Genomic DNA, 26999 nt, shown 5'->3' on the forward strand with positions numbered 1-26999 from the left:
AGAATCCGGCTCCTCAGCCGGTGGAGATCGCCTTGGCCGAACCGAGGATGCCGACCGGTCCGGCGGCCAGGAACAGGTACCACCCGAGGCCGGCGTGGCTGAACAGATCCGAGACGGACTGGTTGAAGGTCTGGTAGCCGTGCAGGGGCCACCAGGCGGCGCCGGCCAGGCAGGCGATCGACAGCAGCAGGGCGACGACACCGAGCGGGCGGTGATCGATCGGGGTGAGCAGGCAGAGCCCGAGCAGGAGCAGGGCGGCGCCGGCGAGCGCGACACCGATGACCGAATAGGCGGTGACGGTGTCGCTGGTGGACAGAGCGGCGCCGGTGCGGGCGGCCTGGTAGCGCTCCCAACCGGTGATACCGCCACCGGTGGCCTGCAGGCCGACTCCGGTCACCATCGAACTCCACGACAGGAACAACTGGCCAAGGCCACAGGCGCCGGCCACGACGGTCAGCAGGGCGGCCAGCAGATCGCCTCTGGGCGGCCGGAAGCCGTGATCGCTGGTCACCGGCCAGGCCACGCCGGACGCGCCGCGGCTTCGTTGACCTGGCGCTGCTGACATGACGGAAGGCTCCCGGACGGTGAGGGTGTTCGGTCCGCCACCGGTGGGCGACGACCGTCACCATCATCTCCCATCGGCGCGACCGAGATGATGGGTCCCGGAGAATGGATGGCCCGGTAACGCAAAACGCCGCCCCGAGGGGCGGCGTCAGGAGCAACGTTCTTGGCGGGATACCGACTTCGGATCGGAACCACCCCGGGTGACGAGCGCCCGGGCACCCGCTTCCGGCGATCCGCCCGACGGCATCGCTACCGAGCGGACGGTTCGCCGGAGACCTCAGTTGGCGGCGCGGTACAGGTCCGCCGCAAGCTCTTCCAGCTTGGCCGAGTATTCGTGGGCGTGGTGGCCGCAGAACAACAGCTCTCCGCCCTTGGGAAGAACAGCTCGAACCGCCGCTGCGGCTCCACACCGATCGCAACGATCGGCGGCGGTGAGTGCTGCGGGACTGGCCAGGGTTCCGGTCATGTCGTCCTCCCATCTTCGGCCACCGCTTCCGGTGGCTTGCGTGTACTTCAGTTACCACTACACAGGATGCGACGCTGGCCGGCATCGGTCTGTTCCCTCCGAAGCGAATGCGTTACAGCACATTTACCTGGTGGATATGGGGCATTCGACGCCACAGCCGGTTCGGACCGGTGTACGAGCGAACAACCATCGGGGATGTTGCGGGACCACTTCATGGTGCCATTCGCCACCCGGATTCATGCGCGACTTCGCCCGTGGCGAACGCCAGGTGTGTCGCCGATGTCAGATGGCTGTGATCGCACTCACCGCCAGAGCCGGCCGTCCCGGGACCTTCGGCCCTGGTTGACCAGCGGCGTTGTCTCGCAGGCTGTCACCCATGGACTCCCTCGCCCTCGCCAGATGGCAGTTCGGCATCACGACCGTCTACCACTACCTGTTCGTGCCCGTGACCATCGGGATGGCGTTGTTCATCGCCATCATCGAGACGGCCTGGGTCAGGACCCGCAAGGTCCAGTACCTGCGCGCGGCCAAGTTCTGGGGCAAGTTGTTCCTGATCAATTTCGCCGTGGGCGTAGTGACCGGCATCGTCCAGGAGTTCCAGTTCGGGATGAACTGGTCGGACTACTCGCGGTTCGTGGGCGATGTCTTCGGGGCGCCGCTGGCCATGGAGGCCCTGCTGGCCTTCTTCCTGGAGTCGACCTTCATCGGGCTCTGGATCTTCGGCTGGGACAAGCTCTCCCCGCGTCTGCACGTCACCTGCATGTGGGTGGTGGCCGCCGGCACCTCGGCCTCGGCGTACTTCATCCTGGCCGCCAACTCGTTCATGCAGCACCCGGTCGGCTACACGATTGACCCGGTGACCAAGCAGGCTCGGATGACCGACATCGGGGCGGTGCTGTTCCAGAAGTTGCAGCTGTACACCTTCGGGCACGTCATCCTGGCCTGCGTCCTGACCGGCGCCGTGCTGATCACGGCGGTCTCGGCGTGGTTCCTGATGCGCCGGCGCAACGAGGACGTCTTCCGGCCGTCCCTGCGTCTTGGGCTGGTCGGCATGCTCATCGGCGCCATCGCGGTGCTGATCTCGGGTGACCTACAGGCCAAGGTGATGACCGACGTGCAGCCGATGAAGATGGCGGCCGCCGAAGCTCTGTACCAGACGTCCCAGCCGGCGTCGTTCTCGCTGATCACCGTGGGCACCCTGGACGGGCAGCACGAGGTCTGGTCGGTCCGCGTCCCCGATCTGCTGTCGTTCATGGCCACCGGCAGCTTCGACGGCAAGGTCGAGGGCATCAACAACGTGCAGGCCGAGTACACCCAGCTCTACGGTCCCGGCGACTACCGGCCGAACGTCCCGCTGACCTACTGGATGTTCCGGCTGATGGTCGGGGCCGGGTTCGCCCTGCTCGTGGTCGCGATCGTCGGGCTGTGGTTGACCAGGAAGGGCCGGCTGCCGACGTCCAGATGGGTGTGGCGGTTGGCCATGCTGGCCGTCGTCGGGCCCTACATCGGCAACTCCGCGGGGTGGGTCTTCACCGAGATGGGCCGCCAGCCGTGGACGGTGGTGGGGCTGTTCAAGACGGCGGACTCGGTGTCGCCCAACGTGTCTGCCGGGGAGGTGCTGACCTCGTTGATCATCTTCACCGTGCTCTACGGGGTGATGGCGGCCATCGAGGCCCGGCTCTTCCTGAGGTACACCAAGGCCGGCCCGATCAGTGCCGACGAGGCGCTGGAATCGATCACCCGCCGCGGGCCCGATGACCATGACGACGACGTGGACCAGGGCGAACGCGTCCTGACCTTCGCGTACTGACCCCGGATCCACGAAGAGAGAAGCGGAATACACCATGTGGCTGAACCAGTTGTGGTTCCTCGTCATCGGCGTGCTGTGGGTCGGGTACTTCGTACTCGAGGGGTTCGATTTCGGGGTCGGGGCGTTGCTGGCCGTGATCGGCCGGGACGAGAAGGGCCGGCGGGTGCTGATCAACACCATCGGTCCGGTGTGGGACGGCAACGAGGTGTGGCTGCTCACCGCGGGCGGGGCCACGTTCGCGGCCTTCCCGCAGTGGTACGCCACCCTGTTCTCCGGGTTCTACCTGCCGTTGCTGCTGATCCTGGTCTGCCTGATCGTCCGCGGGGTCGCCTTCGAGTTCCGGGGCAAGGGGGACACCGACGAGTGGCGCCGCAACTGGGACTGGGCCATCCAGATCACGTCCTGGCTGCCGGCCTTCCTGTGGGGCGTGGCCTTCGGCAACATCGTCAACGGGGTGCCGCTGGACTCGGCCCACAACTTCACCGGCAACCTGTTCACCCTGCTCAATCCGTTCGCGCTGCTCAGCGGGCTGACCACGCTGCTGTTGTTCCTCACGCACGGGTCGATCTACCTCGCCCTGAAGACGACGCTGGAGGTCAGGGCCAGGGCCAGGTCGATGGCCCTGCGGTTCGGATCGGCGGCGGTGGTGGTGATGGCCGTGACGGTCGGCTGGCAGTGGGGCATCCGCGGTACCGGCTGGAGCGGGCTGGCCGCCGTGATCGCGGTGGCCATGCTGGCCGGCGCGGTCGTCCTGACCCGGCGTGGACGCGACGGATGGGCCTTCGTCGCCTCGGCCGTGGCCACCCTGGCGCTGGTCGCCGGGTGGTTCCTGGCCCTGCACCCGGACGTGATGCCCTCGAGCACGGACCCGGCCGGCACCCTCACCCTGACCAACGCGGCGTCCGGCCACTACACGTTGGTGGTGATGAGCTGGGTCGCGCTGGCGCTGGTTCCGTTCGTGGTGGCCTACCAGGCCTGGAGCTACTGGATCTTCCGCAGGCGCATCTCCAGCGCTTCGATCCCGCCGTCGCCCCGGCGGCCGGCGGCCCGGCCGGAGAGCCTCGCCCGGTGAAGCCGCTCGATCCCGCCTTGTTGCGGCTGGCCGCGCCGGTTCGCTGGCTGTTGGCGGCCTCTGTGGCGATCGGGATCGCCTCGGCCGCCCTGATGATCGTCATGGCCGCCCTCATCGCCGGGACCTTGACCGACGTCCTGGTGATGCACCGGGACGTCGACGCGATCGCCGGCCGCCTGGTCCTGCTGGCCGTGGTGGTCGCCGCCCGGGCTGCGCTGGCCGCCGCGGCGGAGTTCTTCGCCCGCACCTCGGCGGCGGAGGTGGTGATCGATCTGCGTCACCGGACGCTGGTGCATGTGGCCGCCCTGGGACCACGCTGGCGGAGCCGGCGCACCGGCGCCGGGCTGAACTCGGTACTGGGCGCCGGCCTCGACGCGATGCACGACTACCTGGCCCGGTATCTGCCGGCGCTGGTGCTCGCCACCCTCGTCCCGGCCGCGATGGTGGCCTACCTGTTCTCGGTCGACGTCGAGACCGGGCTGATCGTGGTCCTGACGCTGCCGTTGGTGCCCGTGTTCATGGCGCTGGTCGGGTGGTATGCCGACCGGGACACCCGGCGGAAGTGGCGCCTGCTGGCCCAGCTGTCCGGGCACTTCGCCGACGTGGTGGCCGGGCTCCCCGTCCTGGTGGTGTTCGGACGGGCGAGGAAGCAGGCCTCCTCGGTCGCCGCGGTCGCCGAGGAGCATCGCAAGGCATCCATGGCCACGCTGCGGCTGGCGTTCCTGTCCTCACTGGTGCTGGAGTTGCTGTCCACCCTGTCGGTGGCCTTGGTCGCGGTGACGGTCGGGCTGCGTCTGGTCGACGGTCACGTCGGGTTGTCGGTGGCCTTGACCGTGCTGATCCTGGCCCCGGAGGCATATCTACCGCTCCGCACCCTTGGCGCCCGGTTCCACGCCGCCGCCGACGGCGTCGCCGCCGTCGACACGGTGCTCAACATCCTCCGAACCCCGTTGCCGGACAACGGGAACCGGACCGATCTGGCTGCGGTGCCCGGCATCCGGCTGATCGGGGCCACGGTCGATCACGGTGCCGGACGGGGGGTGGCCGACGTCGACCTGGTGGCCCAGCCCGGTCGGATCACGGCCGTCCAGGGACCCAGCGGGTCCGGCAAGTCCACTGCGCTGGCCATGGCCGCGGGGCTGCTGCAGCCGGACTCGGGGCTGGTCGAGGTGACCACCGCCGCCGGGTGGACCGATCTGTCCGCCATCGCGCCGCCCGCCTGGCGGGACGCCGTCGCCTGGTGCGGGCAGCGTCCCTTGCTCGTTCCGGGCACCATCGCCGAGAACCTCGACCTCGGCGGCCGACTGGATCCCGAGCGACGGCGCCTGGCCCTGGAAGCGGTGGCCGCGGCCGACTTCCTGACGGCGCTGCCGGACGGTCTGGAGACCGTCGTGGGCGACGACGGAGCCGGGTTGTCGGCCGGTCAGCGACACCGGATCGCCCTGGCCCGGGCGCTGGCCGGGACGCAACCGGTCGTCCTGCTCGACGAACCGACGGCCGATCTCGATCCGGAGACCGAGGAACACGTCGTCGACGGTATGGCCCGTCTGCTGGCCGGGCGGACGGTCGTCCTGTCGACCCACCGCGACGCTCCACTGCGTCTGGCCGACCGGGTGGTGCGGTTGGGGCCGGTGCCGGACCTGGATCGCGATCGTGCACTGGAGCCGTCGGTATGACGCTGCGCCTGGTGATCCCCATGATCCGTCCATGGCGGTGGCGGTGGTTGCTCGCCGTGTGCGCCGGGGCATTGGCCCTGGCGGCCTCGGTGGCCCTGACCGGAACGGCCGGCTGGCTGATCGCGACCGCCGCGACTCATCCGCCGGTGCTGACCCTGCTGGTCGCCACGGTCGCGGTGCGCACCTTCGGCATCGCCCGCGGCGTGCTCCGGTACGCCGAACGTCTGCTGTCCCACGACGTCGCCCTGCGCGTGGTCGGGTCGCTGCGGGCGGCCGTGGTCTCGGCCCTGACCCGGGTGGTCGAGCGGGGTGGCGCGCTCGGCCGTCGATCGGGTTTGTTGACGAGCGCGGTGGCCGACGCCGACGAGGTCGGCGATCTGCTGCTGCGGGGGTTGCTGCCGCTGATGGCGGCCGGGTCCGTCGCCGTGGCCACGGTGCTGGTCGCCGCGACGGTGCTCCCGTCGGCCGGGGTGGTCCTGGCCGTCTGCTTGTTGGTGGGCTGCGTCGTGGCGCCGGTGATCTCCGCCCGATCGATCGCCGAGGTGGAGCGGGCGAGTGTGGGTCGTCGCCGGGTCAGGGACCAGATCCTCACCGAAACGGTCGACAAGATCACCGACCTGGTCGCGGTCGGCGCCTTCCCGGCCGCCCTCGGGCGGCTGGCGACGAGCGAACGCGCCGATCTCACCCTGCGGCGCCGGTCGGCCCGGACGGCCGCGGCCGGTGCCGCGGTCGCTGTCCTGACCACCGGCGGTGCGGTCGTGCTGACCCTGGCCGTCGGCGCCCCGCCGGTCGTCACGGGCGGGTTGGGGCCGGCCTGGCTGGCCGTGCTCGTGCTCATGCCCCTGGCCCTGACCGAGATGATCAGCTCGATCTCCGACAGCGTGGCCGCGTTTGCCCGGGCCGGCGCGGCCGGCCGGCGGCTGGCCGTGTTGCTGGACGAACCCGAGGTATCGGCGCCCCCGCCGACCCCGGCTGGAGCGGACCAGGACACGGTGGTGCGGCTGCGCGGCGTGGCCGCCCGTTGGCCGGGATCGGAGCGGGACGTCATCTCGGGAATCGATCTGGATCTGCACCCGGGCGGCCGGGTGGTCCTGGTCGGCGAGAGCGGCGCCGGGAAGTCGACCCTCGCCGCCGTGCTGGTCGGCCTGCTGAAGCCGACGGCCGGGACCATCACGGTCAACGACCGCGTGGTGCCCGATCTCGCCGGGCTGGGCCGGGTGGCCTGGGCCGACCAGGAGGCGCACGTGTTCGACACCTCGATCCGGCAGAACGTCATGCTGGCCCGCCCGGAGGCCACCGAGGCGGAATTCCGCGCCGCGCTGGCCGCAGCGGGTCTGCGCGACTGGGTGGCCGGCCTGCCGGCCGGCGGCGAGACCCCGGTGGGGGAGAACGGGTTGGGCATCTCCGGTGGCCAGCGGCAGCGGATCGCGCTGGCCCGGGCCTTCCTGGCCGATCGCCCGGTGCTGGTGGCCGACGAGATCGGGGCCCACCTGGACGAGGAGACGGCGGCGGCGGTGACCGCGGCGGCACTCGCGCCTGACCCGCGTCGTTCCGTGGTACTCATCACCCATCGGCCCGACGACGTCGGACGCGGCGACACGGTGCTGGAGATGACCGGCGGCCGGCTGCGCCGGCTGGTGCCGACCCCGGTCTGACCGGCGGCGACCCAACCGGTGGTCGCCGGTGCGGCCAGTCGGCGACCGGTGGACCCGGCCGGTGACGGTCTAGCCGGCCGGCATCTGATCGGCGGCCATGCGCTGCACGGTCACGTAGATGACCGCCTGGGTCCGACGTTCGAGTCCGAGCTTGGCCAACACCATGGTGACGGTGTTCTTCACGGTCTTCTCCGCGATGCCCAGCCGGCCGCCGATCTCCCGGTTGGTCATGCCGAGCCCCACCAATCCGAGCACCTGATCCTCGCGTGGCGTCAGATGGTGTTCGTTGGTCGGGCGCCGACCCGCGACCGGAATGTTCCACGATGCTGCCTGTGCGGGTCTGCCCCCGGCGGCAATAGCTGTCATGCCCTCACGATATTCGACAAGTTGTAGAAGTTCTACATGAAGTAGAATCAATCTGACGGAAGCAGGAGGTATACCCGTGGTGGGTCGTGGCGAGTTGGAACGGGCGGTCGTCAGCGTCCTCTGGGATGCCGGAGAGCCGATGACCGCTCGCTCCGTGACCGAGGCACTGACCGGTCGCGATCTGGCTGTCACCACGGTGCTGACCGTGCTGGCCCGGCTCGAGGGCAAGGGCATCGTCCGGCGGGCCCGGGACGGTCGCGCCCACACCTACGAGGCGGTGGCCGGTCGCGAGGAGCACACGGCTCACCTCATGCGTCAGGTGCTCGACACCGCCGGTGACCGTGACGATGCGCTCGCCCGTTTCGTCGGCGCCGTCTCACCCGAGGACATCGAGGCTCTACGACGCGCTCTCGACGGCCGCTGACGTAGGTAGATTGGTGATCGTGCCGGCCGCTCCGTTCCTGGCCGGCGGCCTCGCCGTCGCGTCGCTCGTCCTGGCCTCTCCGGTCAGTGCGCTGCTGGCCAAGGCGAGCTGGACCCGCAGGGCGCCCAGGGCCGCCCTCGTGCTCTGGCAGAGCGTGTGTCTGTCCGCCGGTCTGTGCTTGATCGGGGCCGGGTTCGTCATCGCCCTCGAGCCGTTGGGGCACAACATCTTCGACGCATCCGCGGCGTGGTTCGGGCGTCTGTGGTCCGGCCGCGCCCTGGTCGGGATGACCGGTCACGGCATCATCACCGGCACCCTGTCGACCGCCGCCGCGCTGATCCTGTTCGGTGTGCTGATCCGCAGCACGGTGCTGACCGTGCGCCGCCGCGGCGCCCACCGCTTGCTGCTCGACCTGCTCACCGGCGACCGCGGACCGGATCCCAGCGGCGCCCGCCCGGGCCCGGAGATCGACGACCTGCTGTCCGACGTCCGGATCCTGGATCATGCCTCCGCCGTCGCGTACACGTTGCCCGGGTGGCACTCCCGGGTGGTGCTGTCGGCCGGGATGGTGAATCTGCTGGCCCGTGCCGAGCTGGTCGCTGTCATCGACCACGAGAAGGCGCACGTGCGCAGCCGACACGACCTGCTGGTACTGCCGTTCCAGGCCTGGGGGACGGCGGTCGGATGGCTGCCCGGCGTGCGGGCGGCGGCGGACTCGGTGGCCGAACTCACCGAGATGCTCGCCGACGACTGGGCCGCGTCCCGATCGTCCCCGTCCACCCTGGCCAAGGCGCTGGCCACGGTCGCGCTGGCCGGGGTGTCACGGAACGCCGGGGTGGCCGGCTCCCAGACCCCGGCCGTGGCCAGCCGGTCGGTCGCGGCCCGGGTGGAGCGCCTCCGGCATCCGCGGCCCCTGTCGACCTGGGCGCTGACCTGCGTCTACGTCGTCGCCCTGCTGCTGTTGGCCGTGCCCGCGCTATCTCTGACGGTCGGTTGGAGTTGACGGTGCCCGGACACGGTGACGGCCTCTCGTGATAGGACACCGGGGTGAGCAACTCAGCGCAGGACGAGAACGAAGTGAGCACGCCGTTCCATGATCTGGACGCATTCGTCGCCCTACCCCGGATGTCGGGTCTGACGATGTCGCCCGACGGCCGGACCCTGGTCGTCTCGGTGAGCCGGCCGGACACCTCGGCCCACCGCTACCAGAGCGCGTTGTACTCGGTCGACCCGGCGGGGGAACGCCCGGCCGTCCGTCTGACGCGGGGCGCCGCCGGTGAGGCCGCAGCCGCCTTCACCCACCAGGGTGACCTGCTGTTCACGTCCAAACGGTCGGATCCGGAGAGCCGCGAGACGGAGGAGCGATCGTCGGTCTGGATCCTCCCGAACGGCCAGGGGGAGGCCCGGATCCTCACCACCAGGGCCGGGGGCTTCTCCGGGATCCTGGCCGCCCGCCAGGCGCCGGTGGTGGTGTTCCCGGCCGGAGTACTGCCGGGGGCGACCGACCCGGGCGACGACGCCCTGCGCAAGGCGCGGAAGGAGGCCGGCGTCTGGGCGATCCTGCACGACGGGTATCCGGTGCGGTACTGGGATCACGACCTGGGGCCTGACCACCCGCATCTGCTGACGGCCGACCTGTCCGATCCCGACCGGCTGACCTTGCGCGACCTGACACCGGCGCCGGGCGGGGCCCTGATCGAGCAGTCGTCCGACGTCTCTCCGGACGGCAGCCGGATCGCGTCCGGCTGGCATCGCCCGATCGGCCGCGGTGACCAGCGCAGCGAGATCGTCCTGATCGACGTCGCCTCCGGTGAGCGGACCGTGGTCGCCTCCGACCCCGACGCCGACCTGGAAGGCCCCCGCTTCTCGGCGGACGGCACCCGGATCGTCTACCGGCGCGAGCGTCGGTCCACGCCGGACAGCGCACCGTCGGTGGGCCTGCGGGTGCTCGACCTGGCCGACGGCACCGTCATCGACCCGGCTCCCGATTGGGACCGGTGGCCGAGCGGCGTGGCCTGGACGCCGGACGGATCGCACCTGGTGGTGACGGCCGACCAGGACGGCCGCGGCCCCCTGTTCGTCATTCCGTCCGGCGGCGGTGCGGTCCGCACGCTGACCGACGACGAATTCGCCTACTCCGACGCCGTGGTCTCGCCCGACGGTCGATTCGTCTATGCGATGCGCGCCGGCTACCTGGCGCCGTCCCACCCGGTCAGGGTCGCCCTGGCCGGTGACGGGCCCTCCCCGGCCGTGCCGCTGCCGGCCCCGGTGGAGTTGCCCGCACTCCCCGGGACCCTGGTCGACGTCCGGACGCAGGCCGCCGACGGCACCGCGGTCCGGGGTTGGCTGGCCCTCCCGCACGGCGCCGGGCCGGATCACCCGGCCCCGCTGCTGCTCTGGATCCACGGGGGACCGCTGGCGTCCTGGAACGCCTGGTCGTGGCGGTGGACCCCGTGGATCATGGTGGCCGCGGGGTATGCCGTCCTGCTGCCCGACCCGGCGCTCTCCACCGGGTACGGGCAGGAATTCGTCCAGCGGGGCTGGGGCAATTGGGGCCAGGCGCCCTACACCGACCTGATGTCGATCACCGACGCCGTCGTCGCCCGGCCCGACATCGACGACACCCGGACCGCCGCCATGGGCGGGTCGTTCGGCGGGTACATGGCCAACTGGGTCGCCGGGCACACCGACCGGTTCCGGGCGATCGTCACCCACGCCAGCCTGTGGTCCCTGGAAGAGTTCGGTCCCACCACGGATGTGGCCAGCTACTGGGGCCGGGAGATGTCGCCCCGGATGATGGCGGAGAACTCGCCGCACGCGTTCGCCGAGTCGATCTCCACGCCGATGCTGGTGGTGCACGGGGACAAGGACTACCGGGTGCCGATCGGCCAGGGCATCCGCCTCTGGTACGACCTGCTGTCCAAGTCCGCGCTGGCCGCCGACGACGACGGCAACACCCCCCATCGATTCCTGTACTTCCCGTCGGAGAACCACTGGGTGCTCACCCCAGGGCACGCGAAGGTCTGGTACCAGGTCGTGCTCGGCTTCCTGGCCGAGCACGTCCTGCACCAGAGCGCAGCCGCGCTGCCGCCCCTGCTCGGTGGCCCGGCCAAGAAGGACGGGGACGCCGATGCCTGAGGATCACCCGGACGACCGGCACGAGGTGTTCCTGGAGCTGACCAGCGGCACCCGGGTCATCGTCGGGTCGAACCTGCCGGACCGGGCTGCGGCGAGCCTGGTCGCCAACCGCTGGATCGTCATCGCCCGTGAGGAGGACGGCCTGCACGAGACCCACCCCGGTAGCGGCGTGGTGGTCCGGGCGACCTCCATCATTGCCATCAAGGCCCAGGTGCAGCCGGCCAAGAGCTTCCTGCGCGGCCCGCGAGACGGCAGCTGGCTCTGAGTACCCCTGGCCGGGCGCCGGTGCTGGAACTGCGGGACATCAGCAAGTCCTACGGCGAGTCACCGGTGCTGGTCAACGTCAGCTTCACCGTCGACCGGGGCGAGGTCGTCGCTCTCACCGGCCGCAACGGCTCGGGCAAGTCGACCCTGCTCCGCTGCGTGGTGGGCTGGGACGAGCCCGATTCGGGAGTCGTGTTCTTCCACGGCACCCGGTACCTGGACAACCTGCCCGCGGTGCGGGCCAACGTGGCCGTGGCTCTGGGGGCCGGGGACGAATTCGTCGATCTGACGGTGCGCGAGCACCTGGAGTTCATGGCCCGTGCCCACGGCAACGACCAGCCGGCGGCGATCGTCGACGAGGTGTTGCGGGAACTCGGTCTGCGCGGCCTGCAGGACCGGTTCCCGTTCACCCTGTCGCAGGGTCAGCGCCGCCGGCTCGGCCTGGCCTCGTGTTTCGTCCGTCCGCGGCACCTGCTCATCCTCGACGAGCCCGAGCAGAACCTCGACGCCCAGGGCCGGGAGTGGTTGGCCGCGAAGCTCCTTTCCGAGCGGCGGTCCGGGGTGTCCGTCCTGATCGCCTGCCACGACGCCGATCTGGTCGCCGAGGTGGCCGACTCCGAGGTGGTGTTGTCCACCGAATGGACCGATGACTTCGACGCTGGCTTCGACGGTGCGGACTCGGAGGCCGACTCGGGCGGACCGCCGGAGTGGACATGACCGCGCCGACATCGACCGACCCGGCGAGTTTCGGCCGATACCTGCGGACGGCGGCGCGCCGTACCCGGAAGCGGACCGGCACCAGCCTGCGGTACGAGGTGGTGGTCGCCGTCCTGTGGTTCGGACCGGGGGTCGCGGTCGGGATCTGGCGGGATCTCGATCAGTCGTCGGCCGGGATTTCGGTGTTGAACTGGCCGGCGGCCGGGCTGTTGATGCTGGGCGGTGCGGCGCTGGTCGGGTTGGCCTGCGTCACCGTTGGGCCGGTCACGGCGTCGCGGGAGTGGCGGTCCTGGGTGCTGTCGACGCCGCTGGACCGAGGGATCCTGCTCCGGCGGCGGAGCGCGGGGGTACTGGTCCTGCTGGTCGTCCCGGGCATCGTCCTGGGCGCGTTGATCGCCGACGCGTCCGGCTTCCGGCATGGGCAGGCGCTCGGCGCGGTGGCCGTCGGGGTCGGGGCCGTCGTCGGCGCCGGCGGCCTGGCCATGTGGCAGCAGCGGATGCGTGCGGCCGGCTCGGGCCGCGGTCGCGGTTGGCTCTGGTCCGCGGCCGCCTTCGGCATTGCCGCGGTCGGTTTCGCTCTGCGCCCGGTCGGCCAGCTGGATTCCTCGGTCCTGCCCCTGCTGGCTCCGTTGACCCTGCTGGCCGGCCTGGGCGTCGGCCTGATCGGATTGTCCGGGGTGGGCCTGATTCCGCTGTCGTCCCTGGCCGCCGGATCCGGCTCCGTGTCCGCGGTCGCGCTGGCCATCGCCGACCAGTCCCTGGCGCCGCTGGCGGCCGTCATCGCCGGGCCTCCCAGCCGGCGTCGCACCCGGGCACCGAACCGGCCCTTGCACGGCACCGGTCGGTCGGCCGTGGTGGCGGTTACTCGCCGCCGGACGCTGCGTAACCGATCGGCGATCGCCCGATGGTGCCTCATGGTGCTGATCCCTTACGGCGCATGGGCTCTGCTGGCCGGAGTGAGCTGGTCGGGAGCGGCGCTGGCCATGCTCACGTTCTTCGCCGGGGTGGCCGCGATCAGCGGTCTGTGCGGAACGGTCCGGCAGTTCGCCGGCACGCCGACCCTGGCCGATCGGTACGGGCTGGATCGCCGCGAGGCCAAATCCGCAGCCATGCGGCTGCCGCAACTGGCGGCTGCCGGGTGGGCCGTCCTCACCGCACCGGTACTGGCGCTGAACGCCCCGTCGGTCATGGTCGTACTGGTGCCGGTCGCCGCCCTGGCCCTGGTGCAATTCCGGGCCGGTCTGGCGCCGTTCCGGCCGAGCTACATCCAGGGGCAGCAGTACGCCAACGACATGACGCGCCTTCTCCTCAGGGGGCTGGCGCTCCTGTTCGGCGGCGCTCTCCTCCTCGGCCTGATCACCGCCGGTCTCACCCAGCGACACCTGTGAACCTCGAACCGGCGCCGAAACGCGTCCAGGACGCACAACGGCCCGGTTCCCGCATGACGTGAGAACCGGGCCGGTTGGCGGGACGATCTCTATTCCAGGTAGTCGCGCAACACCTGCGAGCGCGACGGGTGGCGCAGTTTGGACATCGTCTTCGACTCGATCTGGCGGATCCGCTCGCGCGTGACCCCGTAGACCTGGCCGATCTCGTCCAGGGTGCGCGGCTGACCGTCGGTCAGACCGAAGCGGAGACGCACGACCCCGGCCTCGCGCTCGGACAGGGTCTGCAGGACGGCCTGCAGCTGATCCTGAAGGAGGGTGAACGACACTGCGTCGACCGCGACGACGGCCTCTGAGTCCTCGATGAAGTCGCCGAGCTGTGAGTCACCCTCGTCGCCGATCGTCTGGTCCAGCGAGATCGGCTCCCGGGCGTACTGCTGGATCTCCAGCACCTTGTCCGGGGTGATGTCCATTTCCTTGGCCAATTCCTCCGGCGTGGGCTCGCGGCCCAGATCCTGGAGGAGTTCGCGCTGGATACGGCCGAGCTTGTTGATGACCTCGACCATGTGCACCGGGATCCGGATGGTGCGGGCCTGGTCGGCCATGGCGCGGGTGATGGCCTGACGGATCCACCACGTCGCGTAGGTGGAGAACTTGTAGCCCTTGGTGTAGTCGAACTTCTCGACCGCGCGGATCAGGCCGAGGTTGCCCTCCTGGATCAGGTCAAGGAACGCCATGCCACGACCGGTGTACCGCTTGGCCAGTGACACCACCAGGCGGAGGTTGGCTTCGAGCAGATGATTCTTGGCCCGCTCGCCGTCACGCTTGATCCAGTTCAGATCACGCCGCATCTGCGTGGTGATCTTCTCGCCCGCGTCGGCGCTCTGGCGCTGCCGTTCGACCGAGTACAGGCCGGCCTCGATCCGCTTGGCCAGATCGACCTCCTCCTCGGCGTTGAGGAGAGCGACCTTACCGATCTGCTTCAGGTAGGCCCGGACGGAGTCGGCGGAGGCAGTCAGCTCGGCGTCCTTGCGGGCCTGCTTGAGAGCCTCGGACTCTTCTTCGTCGTCCCAGGTGAATTCGTCCGACTCGGCCTTGACCGTGGCCGGACCCTTGGCCTTGTTGGCCTCTTCCTCGTCGACCGTCTCGTCCTCTTCGGCGTCCGGCTCGATGGCACCGACCTCGATGATCTCGTCGACCACCTCGACCTCGACGACCTCGACGAGTGCCGCCGGATCGATGTCCGTCGGCTCGACGGCCTCGTCGGCATCGGGCTCGACGGCGTCGGCAGCGACCTTGACCGGGCGGGCCTTGGTGGACTTGGCCGGGGCGCGCCGCGCCTTCGGGGTGGCCGGTGCTGCGGTGCCGGAGCCGGACTTGGTTCCGGCGGCCGATGGAGCCTGAGCCAGAACCGGACCGGAGCCCGCGGCCCCCTGGACAATCTGCTCGCTCTGATCTTTCGCCGATGTTCCGGTGTTGACCTGCGAGGAGGAAGCTGTTGCGCCTGCCACTGATGCCCTTTCACGAAAGATAGCCGTCGTGGTCCGCCTGCCGCGCCCGTGCGACGGCGGGCGCTTGCGAACTTCAGGACCGGATCAGAGGGACTGACCGGAGGACGACTGTGCCAGTGTAACGGCGTCCGGCGGCCGGGCACGACTTTTCCGGGGATTGACACAGGTGGGCGGGGGTGCGCCCGGCCACCGGAGGTGACCGGACGGTGCAACTCGCGAGGTGTCGGGTCAGAGGGCGGTGGCCTCGTGCGCAGCCAGGGCGGCGCCCACGATTCCGGCGTTGTTGATCAGCTGTGCGACCGCCAACGGGGTACGGCACTTCAGCAGCGGCACCCACTTGTCGGGCTTCTTGGAGATTCCGCCGCCGAGGATGAACAGTTCCGGCCACATCAGGTTCTCCAGCGCCGAGAGGTACTTGGATGCCCGCTTGGACCACTGCTCCCAGCTCAAGCCGTCGCGTTCCTTGGCCGAAGCGGCCGCCTTGGTCTCGGCGTCGTGCCCGTCCAGCTCGAGGTGCCCGAGCTCGGAGTTCGGGATCAGCTGCCCGTTGTGGATGATCGCGATTCCGATGCCGGTGCCGAAGGTGACCATGATGACCACCCCGTCGTGCCCCCGTCCGGCGCCGTACCGGGCTTCGGCCAGGCCCGCCGCGTCGGCGTCGTTGAGCCCGGTGACCGGGCCGGGCAGCTTGGCCGACATCGTCTTCACCAGGTCGGTGCCCTTCCAGCTCGGGTCGACGTTGGCGGCGGTCTGGACCACGCCGCCGAGCACCACCCCGGGGAAGTCGACGCCGAACGGCCCCCGGTAGTCCGGGAAGTGGCCGGCCACCTCGGCCACCGTCTCGGCCACCGCGGCCGGGGTGGCCGGCTGCGGGGTGTCCTTGCGGAAACGATCACCGATCAGCTCACCGGTCGCCAGATCGACGACACCGCCCTTGATGCCCGTACCGCCGATGTCGATGCCGAAGGCCTGGCCGGTCCGCTCGATGGTCACGGTGCGATTCTCCCTGCTGCTGTGGACTGTTGGTCCCTGCCGGTCGCAGGGTGGTACGCGACTCGATCAGGTGTTGCGCCGGCCGTCCGGTCGGCGGACGGTGAGTCGCCCGGATCGTACTGACCCGGCCGCTCCGACCCACAACCGCCACGGACCACGACGACGAACGGAGGACATTGCCGGCAGATCGACGTCGGCCGTCGACCCCGTGCACCGGTCTGCGTCAGCTGCAGCCGGCGGACGAGTACGGCGGAATCGTGGCCGTCGGGCGCGCCGCGGCGGTGACGCCTTCGATGACGGCCGGTGCCAGGTTGGCGGCGTGCACCGCCGCCAGCACCTTGACCACGTCGGGACTGAGCGCCTTGTAGGTGTAGTTGTTGCCCAGGGCGAGGTCGACGGAGTCCGAGATCCGGTCGTCGAGGACGAGCTGGGCACACGGTTCGACCAGCAGCAGGGTGCGGGCCGCAGCCGTTCCGGCCTGGCCGTAACGGATCTCCGCCGTGCAGGCCAGATCGAACGCCGGGTACAGCGGGTCGTTCGCGCCGCCCAGGATCGAGCTGAACCCGGCCGCGCGTAGGTCACCGGTGACAGTGCGCGCCTGCCCCACGACCTTGCTCGCGTTGAAGACCTGGACCGTGATGTTGGCCGGATCGGCCGGGCGGACGCCGGCCAGCGAATCCGGGCTGGCGAACCGGCCCAGTGACGTCACGATCGACGTGGTGGTGGATGTCGTGGGAGTGCTCTTGGCGGTCGTCTTGGTCGTCTTGGTCGTCTTGGTCGTCTTGGCCGACGAAGCCGCCGTGCCGGAGGTGCGGGTCGACTTCTTGGCGCTGGTGACCGGCGCCGGGCCCGGCTGGTTGCAGCTGGTCGACGCGGCCGGTGCCGGCTTGAGGACCTGGAACCAGGCGACCCCACCGCCGATCATGAGCACGGCGATGACGATGAGGATCGGGGCGCGGCGACGACGGTGGTACCGATCTGCTGGGGAGTCGGGGCTCACCGGGTTCGTTCTCCTCATCTGGGATGACGTCGATCTGTGAAATCAGGTCGGCGGCGGATGGTCGACGCCGTGGGTCGGAGCCTGACACAGACGGCAAGGGTATGCGGTCGGAGTGTCAGTTCGCCGTCAGGCGGGCCGCGGTCGTTTCCCATTCGCTATCCGCACGTTCATCAGTTACCCTGCAGCCCGCCCGACCGCGAAAAAGCGCTGAACCGGGTGCTCCGAACGGGTGTGACGAAGAGTTCAGGCGACCGGGACGGCTCAGGCCCCATCCAGGGCACAAAAGACACCGGCCCGGCGTTACTGGCAGAGCAATACGCAGTAAACCTCGTACCGCGGCAGCGGGCCGAACGCGTTACGTCCGGCGTGCAGCAGCACGAGCAACGACAGCAAACCAGTGAGAACGAATGAGGTCACGACATGGCAACTGATTATGACGCCCCACGCCGCAACGAGTCCGACGAGACCAGCGAGGACTCCCTCGAGGAACTGAAAGCGCGCCGCAACGAGGCGCAGTCCGCCGTGGTGGACATCGACGAGAGTGACACCGCCGAATCGTTCGAACTGCCCGGGGCCGACCTGTCCGGCGAGGAACTCGTCGTCAAGGTCATCCCGAAGCAGGCCGACGAGTTCACCTGCTCCGTGTGTTTCCTGGTGCAGCACCGGAGCCGGCTCGCGTCGGACAACGGTGGCAAGCTCGTCTGCGTCGATTGCGCCTGAGCGGGTGAGTGCCGACGATCCGAGGGATCCGGTTGGTTCCTCCAGGATCGCCGGCCAGGTCGGCGAGTTCCACCGCAGCTACGAGCTGCCGGTCCGGACCTCGCCGACCGCGGCGGTCGGCGACCAGCAGACCGCACTGCGGCTGGCACTGATCGAGGAGGAGGTCGGCGAGCTGCGGGAGGCGGCCGAACGAGGTGATCTGATCGGCGTCGCCGATGCTCTGGCCGACATCGTGTACGTCGCGTACGGGACGGCGCACGTCTACGGCATCGACCTCGATGCGGTGCTCGACGAGGTGCACGCCTCCAACATGACCAAGCTCGGCGTCGACGGCCGTCCGGTCCGGCGAGCGGACGGAAAGGTCCTCAAGGGACCGGGATACCGGGCGCCGGATGTGAAAGCCGTTCTCGCCGCTCAGCCGAGAGATACCCTGGACACATGAGCACGCGTATCGGTTCGTGGCTGAAGAAGTTCGCGACGGACGACGAGACGGTCGACGCCGACAACCTGAGCTCCGAGGTGGACGCCTCCGGGTGTCAGCACGCCTCCGGCTGCTGGCAGGGCCAGCGGGTGACGATCATCGGTCGTCTGCGCGCCGTCGACCTCCGACCGACCGATGCGCTGGCAACGTTGGTCGCCGAGTTGTACGACGGCACCGATTCCGTCCGCCTGATCTGGCTCGGACGCCGTTCCATCCCGGGAATCGAGACCGGTCGCACGGTCAAGGCGAAGGGTCGGCTGGCCATGAAGGACGGCTACAAGGTGATCTACAACCCCGACTACGAACTGATGCCGGTCCACGCGTGAGTTCACCCGACCGGTCGGCCGCCGCGCCGGATCCTGACGCGCAGGCGCCATTGGACGGCCCGGCTCCCGAGACGAAGCCCGCCCCCACCATCTGGGAACAGATGGGCGGCCCGATGGGAATGCTCGACTCCGGCCTCCCGGTCGTGGTCTTCGTGCTCGTCAATGCGATCTGGCACCACCTCGGCTGGGCCATCGGCTCGGCCCTGGCCGCGGGGGCCGCCATCGCCGTCGCGCGGCTGGTCCGGCGCAAGCCCGTCACCCAGGCCGTCGCCGGACTCTTCGGAGTCGGCATCGCCGCGTTCATCGCATACCGGACGGGATCGGCCAAGGGCTACTTCCTGTTCGGCATCTGGTCGTTCGTGCTGTACGGCAGTGTGCTGTTGCTCTCGATCCTGGTCCGCTGGCCGCTGATCGGGGTGCTCTGGGAGAGCATCAACGGGCGCGGCACCGCGTGGCGCAAGGACCGCAAGCTGGTGCGCCGGTACGACGGCGCGACTGCTGTCTGGGTGGTCGTGTTCGCCGCCCGGTTCGCCGTGCAGAACCAGCTCTACCGAGCCGACCAGGTCGGCTGGCTGGCCACCGCCCGCCTGCTCATGGGTTACCCGGTGTACCTGCTGGCGATCGTGGTGACGGTGTTGATCGTCGGCAGCGCCAACGGCATGTCCCTGCCTTCGCTGGCGACCGTCATGGGCCGCAAGGCCCCGGCCGATCCGACTGCCGTCGAACCCGAGTAGGCAGGGGAGTCACCCCGCCTCCGCCCGATCCGGTGTCCGGCCCGGGTCGTGATCAGCGCAGTGCGTCCCGCACTGCGTCCTCGACTTCGGTGGATGCGACGAAGAGCAGTTCGTCCCCGGGTTCCAGGGGCTCGTCGGGCTGGGGGACGATCACGCGGCCGCCGCGGAGAATGGTGACCAGCGCGCAGTCACGGGGCAGGCGGAGATCGCGGACCGGCCGGCCGGCCAGGCTGGTCGTCGGGGGCAGGGTGACCTCCACCAGGTTCGCCTGTCCCTGCCGCAACGTGAACAGCCGCACCAGATCCCCGACGGACACCGCTTCCTCCACCAGGGCAGCCAGGATGCGCGGTGTCGAAACGGCCACATCGACGCCCCAGGCGTCGGTGAACAGCCACTCGTTGCGGGGGTCGTTGACGCGCCCGACCACCCGCCCGACCGCGAACTCGGTCTTGGCCAGTAGCGACACCACCAGGTTGACCTTGTCGTCACCGGTACAGGCGATCACCACATCGCAGGTCTGCAGGCCGGCCTCCTCCAGCGAGGCGACCTCGCAGGCGTCGGCCTGCACCCACTCGACAGCGGGGATGCGTTCCGGCTTCATCGCCCCGGCGTCCCGGTCGATCAGCATCACTTGGTGGCCGTTCTCCACGAGTTCCCCGGCGATCGAACGTCCGACCGAGCCGGCTCCGGCAATCGCGATGCGCATCAGATGCCTTCCGAGGGCGAGATCGCGGCCATCTGGGCGATCTCGTTGGTCTGGTGGGACAGGGCGGCGGCGTACACCAGGTCGCCTTCCTGGATGACGGTCTCGGGCGTGGGCAGGACGCCGTTGCCGAAGCGGACGACGAAAGCAGCCCGGACACCGAGCGCATCCTCCAGCTCGGTGAGCGGCCGGCCGATCCACTCCCGGTGATAGGGCAGGTTCACGATCGTGACCGTGCCCGACGGATCGCGCCATTCGCTGATCAGCCCGTCCGGAATGATGGCCCGCAGCAGTCGGTCGGTCGTCCACGGCACGGTGGCCACGGTCGGGATGCCCAGACGTTCGTAGACCTGGGCCCGCTTCGGGTCGTAGATGCGGGCCACCACGTTCGTGACCCCGAACTGTTCGCGGGCCACCCGGGCCGCGATGATGTTGGAGTTGTCGCCAGAGGACACGGCGGCAAAGGCGTCCGCCTCGCGGATCCTCGCCTCGAGAAGGGTGTCGCGGTCGAATCCGACGCCGCGGATCTGCTGCCCGTGGAAGTCGGGGCCCAACCGCCGGAACGAGACCGGGTCCTGGTCGATGATGGCGACCGAGTGACCGGCTCTGGACAGCGCTCGAGCCAGGCCGGAGCCGACGCGGCCGCAACCCATGATCACGATGTGCACGTGACGTGCCCCTTTTCGCTGAGGAACAGTTCGCTGAGGAACGGATGGAGATCGCTTCCGGTGCGTCGCCGTCGGCCCGACCGGATGGTCTCACCGTCGGTGACGGCAAGAAAGGTACCGCGTGAACCCGTGGTCCCGATTGCACCGTGATCTTTGCCGCGACCACGGGGTCTGATCGGGGCGTGTGACCCGGTCGTGGCTGTGCGAGGGGCGTACGGGGCCGTAGGCTCGCGTCCGTGTCCAAGCTGACCGCCGCTGCCAAGCGCCTGCTCGTGGGTCGGCCCTTCCGCAGCGACAAACTCGCCCATACCTTGCTGCCGAAGCGAATTGCGCTGCCGGTTTTCGCGTCCGACGCGCTCTCCAGCGTCGCGTACGCGCCCCAGGAGATCTTCCGGACGTTGTCGATCGCGGCCCTGGCCGGCTACGTATACGCCCCCTGGATCGCCATCCTGGTCGCCGTCGTCATGCTCGTCGTGGTCGCCAGCTACCGGCAGAACGTGCACGCCTACCCGTCGGGCGGCGGTGACTACGAGGTCGCGACCAAGAACCTCGGCCCGACGTTCGGCCTGATCGTTGCGAGCGCGCTGCTCGTCGACTACATCCTGACGGTGGCCGTGTCCACCGCCTCGGGAGTGGCCAACATCGGCTCCGCCGTCGGTGTCGTCGGGCGCCACCCGGTGGAGTGGGCGGTCGGGATCATCGTCGTGATCACCGCCCTGAACCTGCGCGGCATCCGGGAGTCCGGTACCGCCTTCGCCATTCCGGTGTACGCGTTCATGGTCTCGCTCATCGTGATGATCGTGACCGGGCTGACCCGCTGGGCTCTCGGATCGCATATGGCCGCCGAGAGCGCCGACTTCACCTTCAAGCTCACCGGAACGGTCAGCGTCACCGGCATCGGGTTCGTGTTCCTGCTGGCCAAGGCGTTCTCCTCCGGTTCGGCCGCGCTCACCGGCGTCGAGGCCATCTCCAACGGCGTGCCCGCCTTCAAGAAGCCGAAGTCGCGCAACGCGGCCACCACGCTGGCCCTCATGGGCGGCCTGGCCGTGACGATGATGCTGGGCCTGGTCGTGCTGGCCCGGGTGACCCACGTGAACATCGCCGACTCCGAGGCCGGGGTGATCCTGCAGGGGGCTCCCGCCGGGTACCAGGAGAAGACGCTGGTCGCGCAGATCGCCAAGGCGGTCTTCTCTGGCTTTCCGCTGGGCTTCTACATCGTTTCGTTCACCACCGGCCTCATCCTGGTGTTGGCCTGCAACACCGCATTCAACGGATTCCCGGTGCTCGGTTCGATCCTGGCCCAGGACAAGTTCCTGCCCAAGCAGCTGCACACCCGCGGCGATCGGTTGGCGTTCTCCAACGGCATCGTGTTCCTCGCGGTCGTCGCCCTGGTCCTGGTGATCGCGTTCAAGGCCAACGTCAACTCGTTGATCCAGCTCTACATCGTCGGTGTGTTCGTGTCGTTCACCTGCTCGCAGGCCGGCATGATCCTGCACTGGAACCGCCACCTGCGGACCGAGACGGACCCGGTGGTCCGTCGCCGGATGCGGCGCAGCCAAGCCATCAACGCCACCGGTTTCTGCTTCACCTCCGTGGTCCTGGTCATCGTTCTGATCACCAAGTTCCTGGCCGGTGCCTGGATCGCAATCCTGGCCATGGTGATCATCTTCGTGACCATGAAGGCGATCAACCGGCACTACAGCCGGGTCAGCGTGGAACTCGCCGGCGACGAGGACGACATGGTGCTGCCCAGCCGGGTGCACGCCATCGTCCTGGTCTCCAAGGTGCACCTGCCGACCATGCGGGCCCTGGCCTACGCCCGGGCCACCCGCCCGGACACCATCGAGGCGGTGACGGTCAACGTCGATCCGGCCGAGACGGCGGCGCTGGCCCGCGAGTGGGAGGACCGGGCCATCCCGGTCGCCCTGAAGGTGATCGACTCTCCGTTCCGCGAGATCACCAAGCCGACGCTGGACTATGTACGACGAGCACGAAAGGACTCCCCGCGTGATGTGGTCGCCGTGTTCATCCCCGAGTACGTCGTCGGCCACTGGTGGGAGCAGATCCTGCACAACCAGTCCGCGCTGCGCCTCAAGGGCCGGTTGTTGTTCACCCCAGGTGTCATGGTGACGTCGGTGCCCTGGCAGCTGTCGTCCTCGGAGGCGCTCGATCAGCGCATCCGGGCCCGGGCCGAGCGCGACTTCCCGATGCGGGTCCGGATGCCGGCTTCCCCGGAGGACTCGGTCAACGGCCGGTCGCAGATGACGCCCCGCCCGACCGCCCCGGTGGCGCGCCGCGGTTCGGACGACGAATGAACGACACCGAGGTCGCGAAGTCGGCCGACGACCTGCGGCCCGGCGACCGGGTCGAGGTGGAGATCGGCCCGGTGGCCCACGGCGGCCATTGCGTCGCCCGCTACCAGGGACGCGTCGTCTTCGTCCGGCTCGGTCTGCCCGGCGAGACCGCGGTGGTCGAGATCACCGAGGCCCGCCGCGGTTCGTTCTGCCGCGGCGAGGTCGTCGAAGTGCTCCGGGCTGATCCACGGCGGGTCGAGGCGCCGTGCTCACATTTCCGTCCCGGCGGCTGCGGCGGCTGCGACTTCCAGCATGCGTCGGGCGACCTCCAGCGAGAGTTGAAGGCGTCGGTCGTCCGCGAGCAACTGAGCCGGCTGGCCGGGCTGGACCGGCCGGTCTCGGTCGAGGAGCTGCCGGGCGGCGGCTTCGGCTGGCGGACCCGGGTCCGCTGGGCCCTCGACCCGGAGGGCCGTATCGGGCCCCGCGCCGTTCGATCGCACCGGGTGGAAGGGGTCAACCCGACCGAACCGTGCCTCATCGCGGCGCCCGGGCTCAACGAGCTGGCCGCCACCGTCGAGGTGCCGTCGGGTGTCCACCGCCCGGCATCGGCCGGCTCGCAGCACCGCAGCGGACGTCAGGTCCGGGGGCGGGCCGCGCGTCCGGAGCTGCCCGAGGTGGTGCTGACCGCCGCCGGTGACGGGCGTCGTCTGGCCATCTGGCCGGATCAACCCGGTACGCACCAGGTGCCGACGGTCACCGAACACGCGATCGGCCGGGATTTCTCGGTCGCCGCCGACGGTTTCTGGCAGGTGCACCCGGCCGCCGCGGACACCCTCTCCGGGGCGGTGGCGCAGGCCCTGACCGATCTTGAGCTGATCGGTGCCAGCAGCTGGGATCTCTACGGCGGGGTCGGGCTGTTCTCCGAGGTGCTCGCCGAAGCCGTGGGGGAGTCAGGGACGGTGGTCTCGGTCGAGGGCGATCGGACCGCATCCGCGCTCGCCGTGCAGAACATGGCCATCCACCCCCAGGTGTCCGTCGTGCTCGGGTCGGTCGAGAAGGTGATCGACGATCTACCCGACACGGTCGACGTGGTGGTGCTGGATCCGCCGCGGGCCGGGGCCGGCCCGGCCTTGTGCGAGCAGATCGCGGCCCGCGCCCCGGCCGTCATCGTCTACGTGGCCTGCGATCCGGCCGCGCTGGGCCGGGACACGGCGGCGCTGATGGCCGCCGGTTACCGCCTGGACACCCTGCGGGCCTTCGACTGCTTCCCGCAGACCCATCACGTCGAGTGCGTCGCGCGGTTCCTCCCGGCCTGAACCTCGGCTGCCTGAACCTCGGCTGCCTGAACCTCGGCTGCCTGAACCTCGGCTGCCGGAACCTCGGCTGCCGGACCTCGGCTGCCGGAACCTCGGCTGCCGTTCCGCGCATACCGATGTGCCCGGCGCATACGGTTCGTCCCAGAATCACGGGGTGAGCGGCCGAAATGGGCAGGATTGTCTGCGCCGGGCAGAAACGTATGCGCCGCAGCGCGACTGATGACGACTGATGACGACTGATGACGATTGACCACGATCGACGATCAGGCGCGGGCGACGCCGGCCAGATGCTGGAGCGCCTTGGTGCTCCACACGTCGTCGGCGGTGAACGCCCCGGCCCCACGCACGGTGAAGGTGTGCGACGAGCCGGGCCGGATGGTGACCAGCGCGTCATCGGACAGGGCGGCCGGGTGCAACCGGTCGGCCTGCAACCCGACGTGCCGGGCCAGGCCGGTGGCGTGGACCACGATGCGTGCGGCGTCGCCGTCGATCATCACCTCGACCCGCAGTTCCGGATCGGGCAGGGCCAGGTCCTTGTCCGCTGTGAAGAAGTGCAGGGCGACCGCGCCGGAGTGGCCTCGGACGAGAAGTACCTCGGCCCGGGGATCGCGGGGCGCGGCGACATCGGGCGGGATCTGCACGGAGCGCAGGGACAGACCGGGCACGGACAGCTCTACGGTGTGCGAGGCCACGACCGTCCCGTCGAAGGTGATCCGCTCCACGGTCACGGTCTCGGCCCAGGGCTGTCGAGAATCGTTGACCCCGAACAGTTCCAGGCCACCGTCCTGCGGTTGCACGGTCAGCAGGCGGTCGGCGTAGGCGTCCCGGAGGGCGTACCACAGGAGCTTCGGCCGACCGTCACCGTCGATCGCCGCCCAGGACGTCACCGGCCAGCAGTCGTTGAGCTGCCACACGACGCTGCCCATGCAGACCCCGCGGTGCGAGCGCAGATGTTCGACCCCGAACCGGACCGCCTCGGCCTGCTGGACGTACATGAGGTACAGCCAGTCGTCGAAATCGGCGGTGGTCGGCAGGTGGGCGGCGGCGCCGCGGGCCAGTTTGAGATTCCCGTCGTCGGCCTTCTGGTGATGCCGCATGCCGGGCGAGTCCGGGCGCAGCGGCCGGTCCGAGATCGCGCGGCGGAGGGTGGTGTAGGTCGGCGGCGCCTGATAGCCGAATTCGGCCGCGAAGCGCGGTACGTAGGACGCGTACGTCGTGTAGTCCACTTCGTTCCACACGTCCCAGATGTGGCGCAGCCCATGGGAATCCAGGTTCGCGGGCTGATCGAGTGACCCGGAGTAGGGACTCCCCGGATAGTAGAAACGGGCCGGATCCAGTTCGGCGACGACGGCCGGGAGAAGGTCGGTGTAGTAGCCGGCACCCCAGGTGCGGTCGCCGATCCTCGATTGCCACCCCCAGTCCTGGTAACCCCAGATGTTCTCGTTGGCGCCGTTGAACAACGCGAGACTGGCGTGCGGCATCAGCCGGGTCACGTTGTCCCTGGCCTCCTGGATCACCTCCGAGCGGAACGGCTCCTCCTCCGGGTAGGCGGCGCAGGCGAACAGGAAGTCCTGCCAGACCAGCACCCCGTGCTCGTCGCACAGCCGGTAGAAGTCGTCGGACTCGAAGATGCCGCCTCCCCAGACGCGCAACAGATTCACGTTGGCCGCGATCGCCTGGTCGATGCGTGCCGCCAGCCGTTCGGCGGTGACCCGGGACGGGAAGCAGTCGTCCGGGATCCAGTTGGCCCCGCGGACGAAGATCGGAATCCCGTTGACGACGATGGTGAAGGCCGAGCCGATCTCGTCCGGCGACGTGTCGACGGTGATGGTCCTGAAGCCGATCCGTTGCGTCCGCTCGTCCAACGGCGACCCGCCGGCAGACAGCTCCACGTGCAGGTCGTACAGCGGTTGGGGCCCCAGGTCGTGCGGCCACCACAGCTCGACCTCCGGCACGGTCAGCGGGATCGACACCGACGTCGCCCCGCGAGGCACGACCATCGATGCGCTGATCCCGGCGATCGCGGCCGTGACGCGCATCTCGACCATATCGACCGTGTCGGGCTCGAGGTCAACCACGACATCGATCCGCCCGTCGCCGCCGTCGACCGTGATCACGGGACGGACGGCGGAAAGCCGTGCGGTGGACCAACTCTCCAGCGCGACCGGCTTCCAGATCCCGGCCGTCACCAACCCCGGTCCCCAGTCCCAGCCGAAGTTGCAGGCCATCTTGCGGATGAAGTTGTACGGGGCCGCGTACGGGCCGGGCAGATCCCCGAGACGGTCCCGCCAGTCCTCCGCGTACGCCCAGGCCGAGCCGAACAGCACCTCCAACTCGTTGGAACCGGCCAGCAGCCGCCCGGCCACCGGCACTCGGTAGGTGCGGTGCTGGTTGGCCGTGCTGGCGATCTCCACCCCGTTCAGGAACACGGTGGCGATGGTGTCGAGTCCGTCGAACACCAGGTCGTGGTGCTCGTGTCCGTCCGGGGCCCAGTCGAACGTCGTCCGGTACCGCCACTGTTGACGGCCGATCCAGTCCAGCGCGACCTCGTTCTCGTCGAGGTAGGGGTCGGGGATCAGGCCGGCGGCGAGCAGGTCGGTGTGCACACAGCCCGGCACGGTGGCCGGGATCAGCGCAGGCAGAGCCGGGGCGGACCCTGGCGGATCGAGGCTCACCGACCATCCGTCGGACAGCGGTCGGGTCAGCAGGGTCATGG

Annotated in this window: 25 protein-coding genes; 16 read left to right on the plus strand and 9 right to left on the minus strand. The window is 69.7% G+C overall.

Annotated features, from left to right (window positions below):
• Positions 1-13 precede the first annotated feature (13 nt).
• Both BLS97_RS15155 and BLS97_RS15160 read right to left on the minus strand, forming a co-directional pair.
• Entirely contained in the window at positions 14-565 is a 552-nt protein-coding gene (locus BLS97_RS15155; protein ID WP_157695450.1) for a hypothetical protein, read from the minus strand.
• A gap of 276 nt (positions 566-841) precedes the next feature.
• A complete protein-coding gene (locus BLS97_RS15160; RefSeq protein WP_090477231.1) occupies positions 842-1030 on the minus strand; it encodes a DUF7455 domain-containing protein in 189 nt (62 codons plus the stop codon).
• A 376-nt stretch (positions 1031-1406) separates the two neighbouring features.
• On the opposite strand from BLS97_RS15160, the gene BLS97_RS15165 reads away from it, so the two are divergent.
• The 4 genes from BLS97_RS15165 to cydC are packed head-to-tail and all read left to right on the plus strand — an operon-like array spanning position 1407 to position 7243.
• Positions 1407-2840 (plus strand): cytochrome ubiquinol oxidase subunit I, encoded by a 1434-nt coding sequence (locus BLS97_RS15165; protein ID WP_090477233.1) that lies wholly within the window; start codon positions 1407-1409, stop codon positions 2838-2840.
• Between the two features lie 34 nt (positions 2841-2874).
• On the plus strand, positions 2875-3912 hold the full coding sequence (gene cydB, locus BLS97_RS15170; RefSeq protein WP_090477235.1) for a cytochrome d ubiquinol oxidase subunit II: 1038 nt from the start codon (positions 2875-2877) through the stop codon (positions 3910-3912).
• A complete protein-coding gene (cydD, locus tag BLS97_RS15175; RefSeq protein WP_090477237.1) occupies positions 3909-5588 on the plus strand; it encodes a thiol reductant ABC exporter subunit CydD in 1680 nt (559 codons plus the stop codon). Before cydB ends, cydD begins: the two co-directional genes overlap by 4 nt.
• Positions 5585-7243, plus strand: coding sequence for a thiol reductant ABC exporter subunit CydC (gene cydC, locus BLS97_RS15180; RefSeq protein WP_090477239.1), 1659 nt, complete (start codon positions 5585-5587; stop codon positions 7241-7243). The genes cydD and cydC overlap by 4 nt, the downstream gene beginning before the upstream one ends.
• Before the next feature lie 69 nt (positions 7244-7312).
• On the opposite strand, the gene BLS97_RS15185 is transcribed toward cydC, so the two are convergent.
• Entirely contained in the window at positions 7313-7609 is a 297-nt protein-coding gene (locus BLS97_RS15185; protein WP_090477241.1) for a helix-turn-helix domain-containing protein, read from the minus strand.
• Between the two features lie 79 nt (positions 7610-7688).
• Between BLS97_RS15185 and BLS97_RS15190 the strand changes: the two genes are divergently transcribed.
• The 6 genes from BLS97_RS15190 to BLS97_RS15215 all read left to right on the plus strand — a co-directional run bounded on the left by BLS97_RS15190 (position 7689) and on the right by BLS97_RS15215 (position 13540).
• Complete coding sequence (locus BLS97_RS15190; protein ID WP_269457509.1) at positions 7689-8033, plus strand: BlaI/MecI/CopY family transcriptional regulator; 345 nt, start codon at positions 7689-7691, stop codon at positions 8031-8033.
• 19 nt (positions 8034-8052) lie between these two features.
• The gene (locus tag BLS97_RS15195) at positions 8053-9036 is read left to right on the plus strand and encodes a M56 family metallopeptidase (protein WP_172832282.1); all 984 of its coding nucleotides are present in this window, start codon (positions 8053-8055) and stop codon (positions 9034-9036) included.
• A 122-nt stretch (positions 9037-9158) separates the two neighbouring features.
• Complete coding sequence (locus tag BLS97_RS15200) at positions 9159-11171, plus strand: S9 family peptidase (RefSeq protein WP_090482324.1); 2013 nt, start codon at positions 9159-9161, stop codon at positions 11169-11171.
• Positions 11164-11436 (plus strand): hypothetical protein, encoded by a 273-nt coding sequence (locus tag BLS97_RS15205; RefSeq protein ID WP_090477247.1) that lies wholly within the window; start codon positions 11164-11166, stop codon positions 11434-11436. The genes BLS97_RS15200 and BLS97_RS15205 overlap by 8 nt, the downstream gene beginning before the upstream one ends.
• A gap of 20 nt (positions 11437-11456) precedes the next feature.
• On the plus strand, positions 11457-12152 hold the full coding sequence (locus tag BLS97_RS15210; RefSeq protein ID WP_090477249.1) for an ABC transporter ATP-binding protein: 696 nt from the start codon (positions 11457-11459) through the stop codon (positions 12150-12152).
• Positions 12149-13540, plus strand: a complete 1392-nt coding sequence (locus BLS97_RS15215) for a DUF6297 family protein (RefSeq protein WP_090477251.1) — start codon at positions 12149-12151, stop codon at positions 13538-13540. Before BLS97_RS15210 ends, BLS97_RS15215 begins: the two co-directional genes overlap by 4 nt.
• Before the next feature lie 89 nt (positions 13541-13629).
• Here the strand turns inward: BLS97_RS15215 and BLS97_RS15220 are convergent, their stop codons facing one another.
• The 3 genes from BLS97_RS15220 to BLS97_RS15230 form a co-directional block, all read right to left on the minus strand.
• Positions 13630-15048: an RNA polymerase sigma factor gene (locus tag BLS97_RS15220; protein WP_090477253.1), complete on the minus strand. Its 1419-nt coding sequence runs from the start codon at positions 15046-15048 to the stop codon at positions 13630-13632.
• Between the two features lie 228 nt (positions 15049-15276).
• The gene (ppgK, locus tag BLS97_RS15225; RefSeq protein ID WP_090477255.1) at positions 15277-16041 is read right to left on the minus strand and encodes a polyphosphate--glucose phosphotransferase; all 765 of its coding nucleotides are present in this window, start codon (positions 16039-16041) and stop codon (positions 15277-15279) included.
• Between the two features lie 223 nt (positions 16042-16264).
• Positions 16265-17041 (minus strand): LytR C-terminal domain-containing protein, encoded by a 777-nt coding sequence (locus tag BLS97_RS15230; RefSeq protein ID WP_157695451.1) that lies wholly within the window; start codon positions 17039-17041, stop codon positions 16265-16267.
• A 420-nt stretch (positions 17042-17461) separates the two neighbouring features.
• On the opposite strand from BLS97_RS15230, the gene BLS97_RS15235 reads away from it, so the two are divergent.
• From BLS97_RS15235 to BLS97_RS15250, 4 genes are read left to right on the plus strand one after another with little or no spacing between them, the layout of a single operon-like run.
• Complete coding sequence (locus tag BLS97_RS15235; RefSeq protein ID WP_090477259.1) at positions 17462-17761, plus strand: DUF4193 domain-containing protein; 300 nt, start codon at positions 17462-17464, stop codon at positions 17759-17761.
• A gap of 4 nt (positions 17762-17765) precedes the next feature.
• The gene (locus tag BLS97_RS15240) at positions 17766-18203 is read left to right on the plus strand and encodes a pyrophosphohydrolase domain-containing protein (RefSeq protein ID WP_090477262.1); all 438 of its coding nucleotides are present in this window, start codon (positions 17766-17768) and stop codon (positions 18201-18203) included.
• Positions 18200-18568, plus strand: coding sequence for an OB-fold nucleic acid binding domain-containing protein (locus BLS97_RS15245; RefSeq protein ID WP_090477264.1), 369 nt, complete (start codon positions 18200-18202; stop codon positions 18566-18568). Before BLS97_RS15240 ends, BLS97_RS15245 begins: the two co-directional genes overlap by 4 nt.
• Entirely contained in the window at positions 18565-19302 is a 738-nt protein-coding gene (locus tag BLS97_RS15250) for a DUF3159 domain-containing protein (RefSeq protein ID WP_090477266.1), read from the plus strand. Before BLS97_RS15245 ends, BLS97_RS15250 begins: the two co-directional genes overlap by 4 nt.
• Before the next feature lie 52 nt (positions 19303-19354).
• On the opposite strand, the gene BLS97_RS15255 is transcribed toward BLS97_RS15250, so the two are convergent.
• Positions 19355-20008 carry a potassium channel family protein gene (locus tag BLS97_RS15255; protein WP_090477267.1) on the minus strand — a complete coding sequence of 218 codons (654 nt, stop codon included), beginning with the start codon at positions 20006-20008 and terminating at the stop codon, positions 19355-19357.
• Positions 20008-20673 (minus strand): potassium channel family protein, encoded by a 666-nt coding sequence (locus tag BLS97_RS15260; RefSeq protein WP_090477269.1) that lies wholly within the window; start codon positions 20671-20673, stop codon positions 20008-20010. Before BLS97_RS15260 ends, BLS97_RS15255 begins: the two co-directional genes overlap by 1 nt.
• A 236-nt stretch (positions 20674-20909) precedes the next feature.
• Between BLS97_RS15260 and BLS97_RS15265 the strand changes: the two genes are divergently transcribed.
• Together BLS97_RS15265 and BLS97_RS15270 are read left to right on the plus strand one after the other, a co-directional pair.
• Positions 20910-22988 carry an APC family permease gene (locus BLS97_RS15265; RefSeq protein ID WP_090477271.1) on the plus strand — a complete coding sequence of 693 codons (2079 nt, stop codon included), beginning with the start codon at positions 20910-20912 and terminating at the stop codon, positions 22986-22988.
• Positions 22985-24283, plus strand: a complete 1299-nt coding sequence (locus BLS97_RS15270; RefSeq protein WP_090477273.1) for a class I SAM-dependent RNA methyltransferase — start codon at positions 22985-22987, stop codon at positions 24281-24283. The genes BLS97_RS15265 and BLS97_RS15270 overlap by 4 nt, the downstream gene beginning before the upstream one ends.
• A gap of 263 nt (positions 24284-24546) precedes the next feature.
• On the opposite strand, the gene BLS97_RS15275 is transcribed toward BLS97_RS15270, so the two are convergent.
• On the minus strand, positions 24547-26997 hold the full coding sequence (locus tag BLS97_RS15275) for a beta-mannosidase (protein ID WP_090477275.1): 2451 nt from the start codon (positions 26995-26997) through the stop codon (positions 24547-24549).
• Positions 26998-26999: the final 2 nt, after the last annotated feature.

This window comes from Nakamurella panacisegetis (genome assembly GCF_900104535.1).
Lineage (GTDB): Bacteria > Actinomycetota > Actinomycetes > Mycobacteriales > Nakamurellaceae > Nakamurella > Nakamurella panacisegetis.

What these genes read in the sequence shown, in the direction of transcription:
- cydC (WP_090477239.1), top strand. Translation starts at nt 5,585, where the DNA reads ATGACGCTGCGCCTGGTGATCCCCATGATCCGTCCATGGCGGTGGCGG.
- BLS97_RS15200 (WP_090482324.1), top strand. Translation starts at nt 9,159, where the DNA reads ATGTCGGGTCTGACGATGTCGCCCGACGGCCGGACCCTGGTCGTCTCG.
- cydB (WP_090477235.1), top strand. Translation starts at nt 2,875, where the DNA reads ATGTGGCTGAACCAGTTGTGGTTCCTCGTCATCGGCGTGCTGTGGGTC.
- BLS97_RS15255 (WP_090477267.1), bottom strand. Translation starts at nt 20,008, where the DNA reads ATGCGCATCGCGATTGCCGGAGCCGGCTCGGTCGGACGTTCGATCGCC.
- BLS97_RS15160 (WP_090477231.1), bottom strand. Translation starts at nt 1,030, where the DNA reads ATGACCGGAACCCTGGCCAGTCCCGCAGCACTCACCGCCGCCGATCGT.
- BLS97_RS15215 (WP_090477251.1), top strand. Translation starts at nt 12,149, where the DNA reads ATGACCGCGCCGACATCGACCGACCCGGCGAGTTTCGGCCGATACCTG.
- BLS97_RS15235 (WP_090477259.1), top strand. Translation starts at nt 17,462, where the DNA reads ATGGCAACTGATTATGACGCCCCACGCCGCAACGAGTCCGACGAGACC.
- BLS97_RS15185 (WP_090477241.1), bottom strand. Translation starts at nt 7,609, where the DNA reads ATGACAGCTATTGCCGCCGGGGGCAGACCCGCACAGGCAGCATCGTGG.
- BLS97_RS15275 (WP_090477275.1), bottom strand. Translation starts at nt 26,997, where the DNA reads ATGACCCTGCTGACCCGACCGCTGTCCGACGGATGGTCGGTGAGCCTC.
- BLS97_RS15245 (WP_090477264.1), top strand. Translation starts at nt 18,200, where the DNA reads ATGAGCACGCGTATCGGTTCGTGGCTGAAGAAGTTCGCGACGGACGAC.
- BLS97_RS15205 (WP_090477247.1), top strand. Translation starts at nt 11,164, where the DNA reads ATGCCTGAGGATCACCCGGACGACCGGCACGAGGTGTTCCTGGAGCTG.
- BLS97_RS15165 (WP_090477233.1), top strand. Translation starts at nt 1,407, where the DNA reads ATGGACTCCCTCGCCCTCGCCAGATGGCAGTTCGGCATCACGACCGTC.
- BLS97_RS15270 (WP_090477273.1), top strand. Translation starts at nt 22,985, where the DNA reads ATGAACGACACCGAGGTCGCGAAGTCGGCCGACGACCTGCGGCCCGGC.
- BLS97_RS15155 (WP_157695450.1), bottom strand. Translation starts at nt 565, where the DNA reads ATGTCAGCAGCGCCAGGTCAACGAAGCCGCGGCGCGTCCGGCGTGGCC.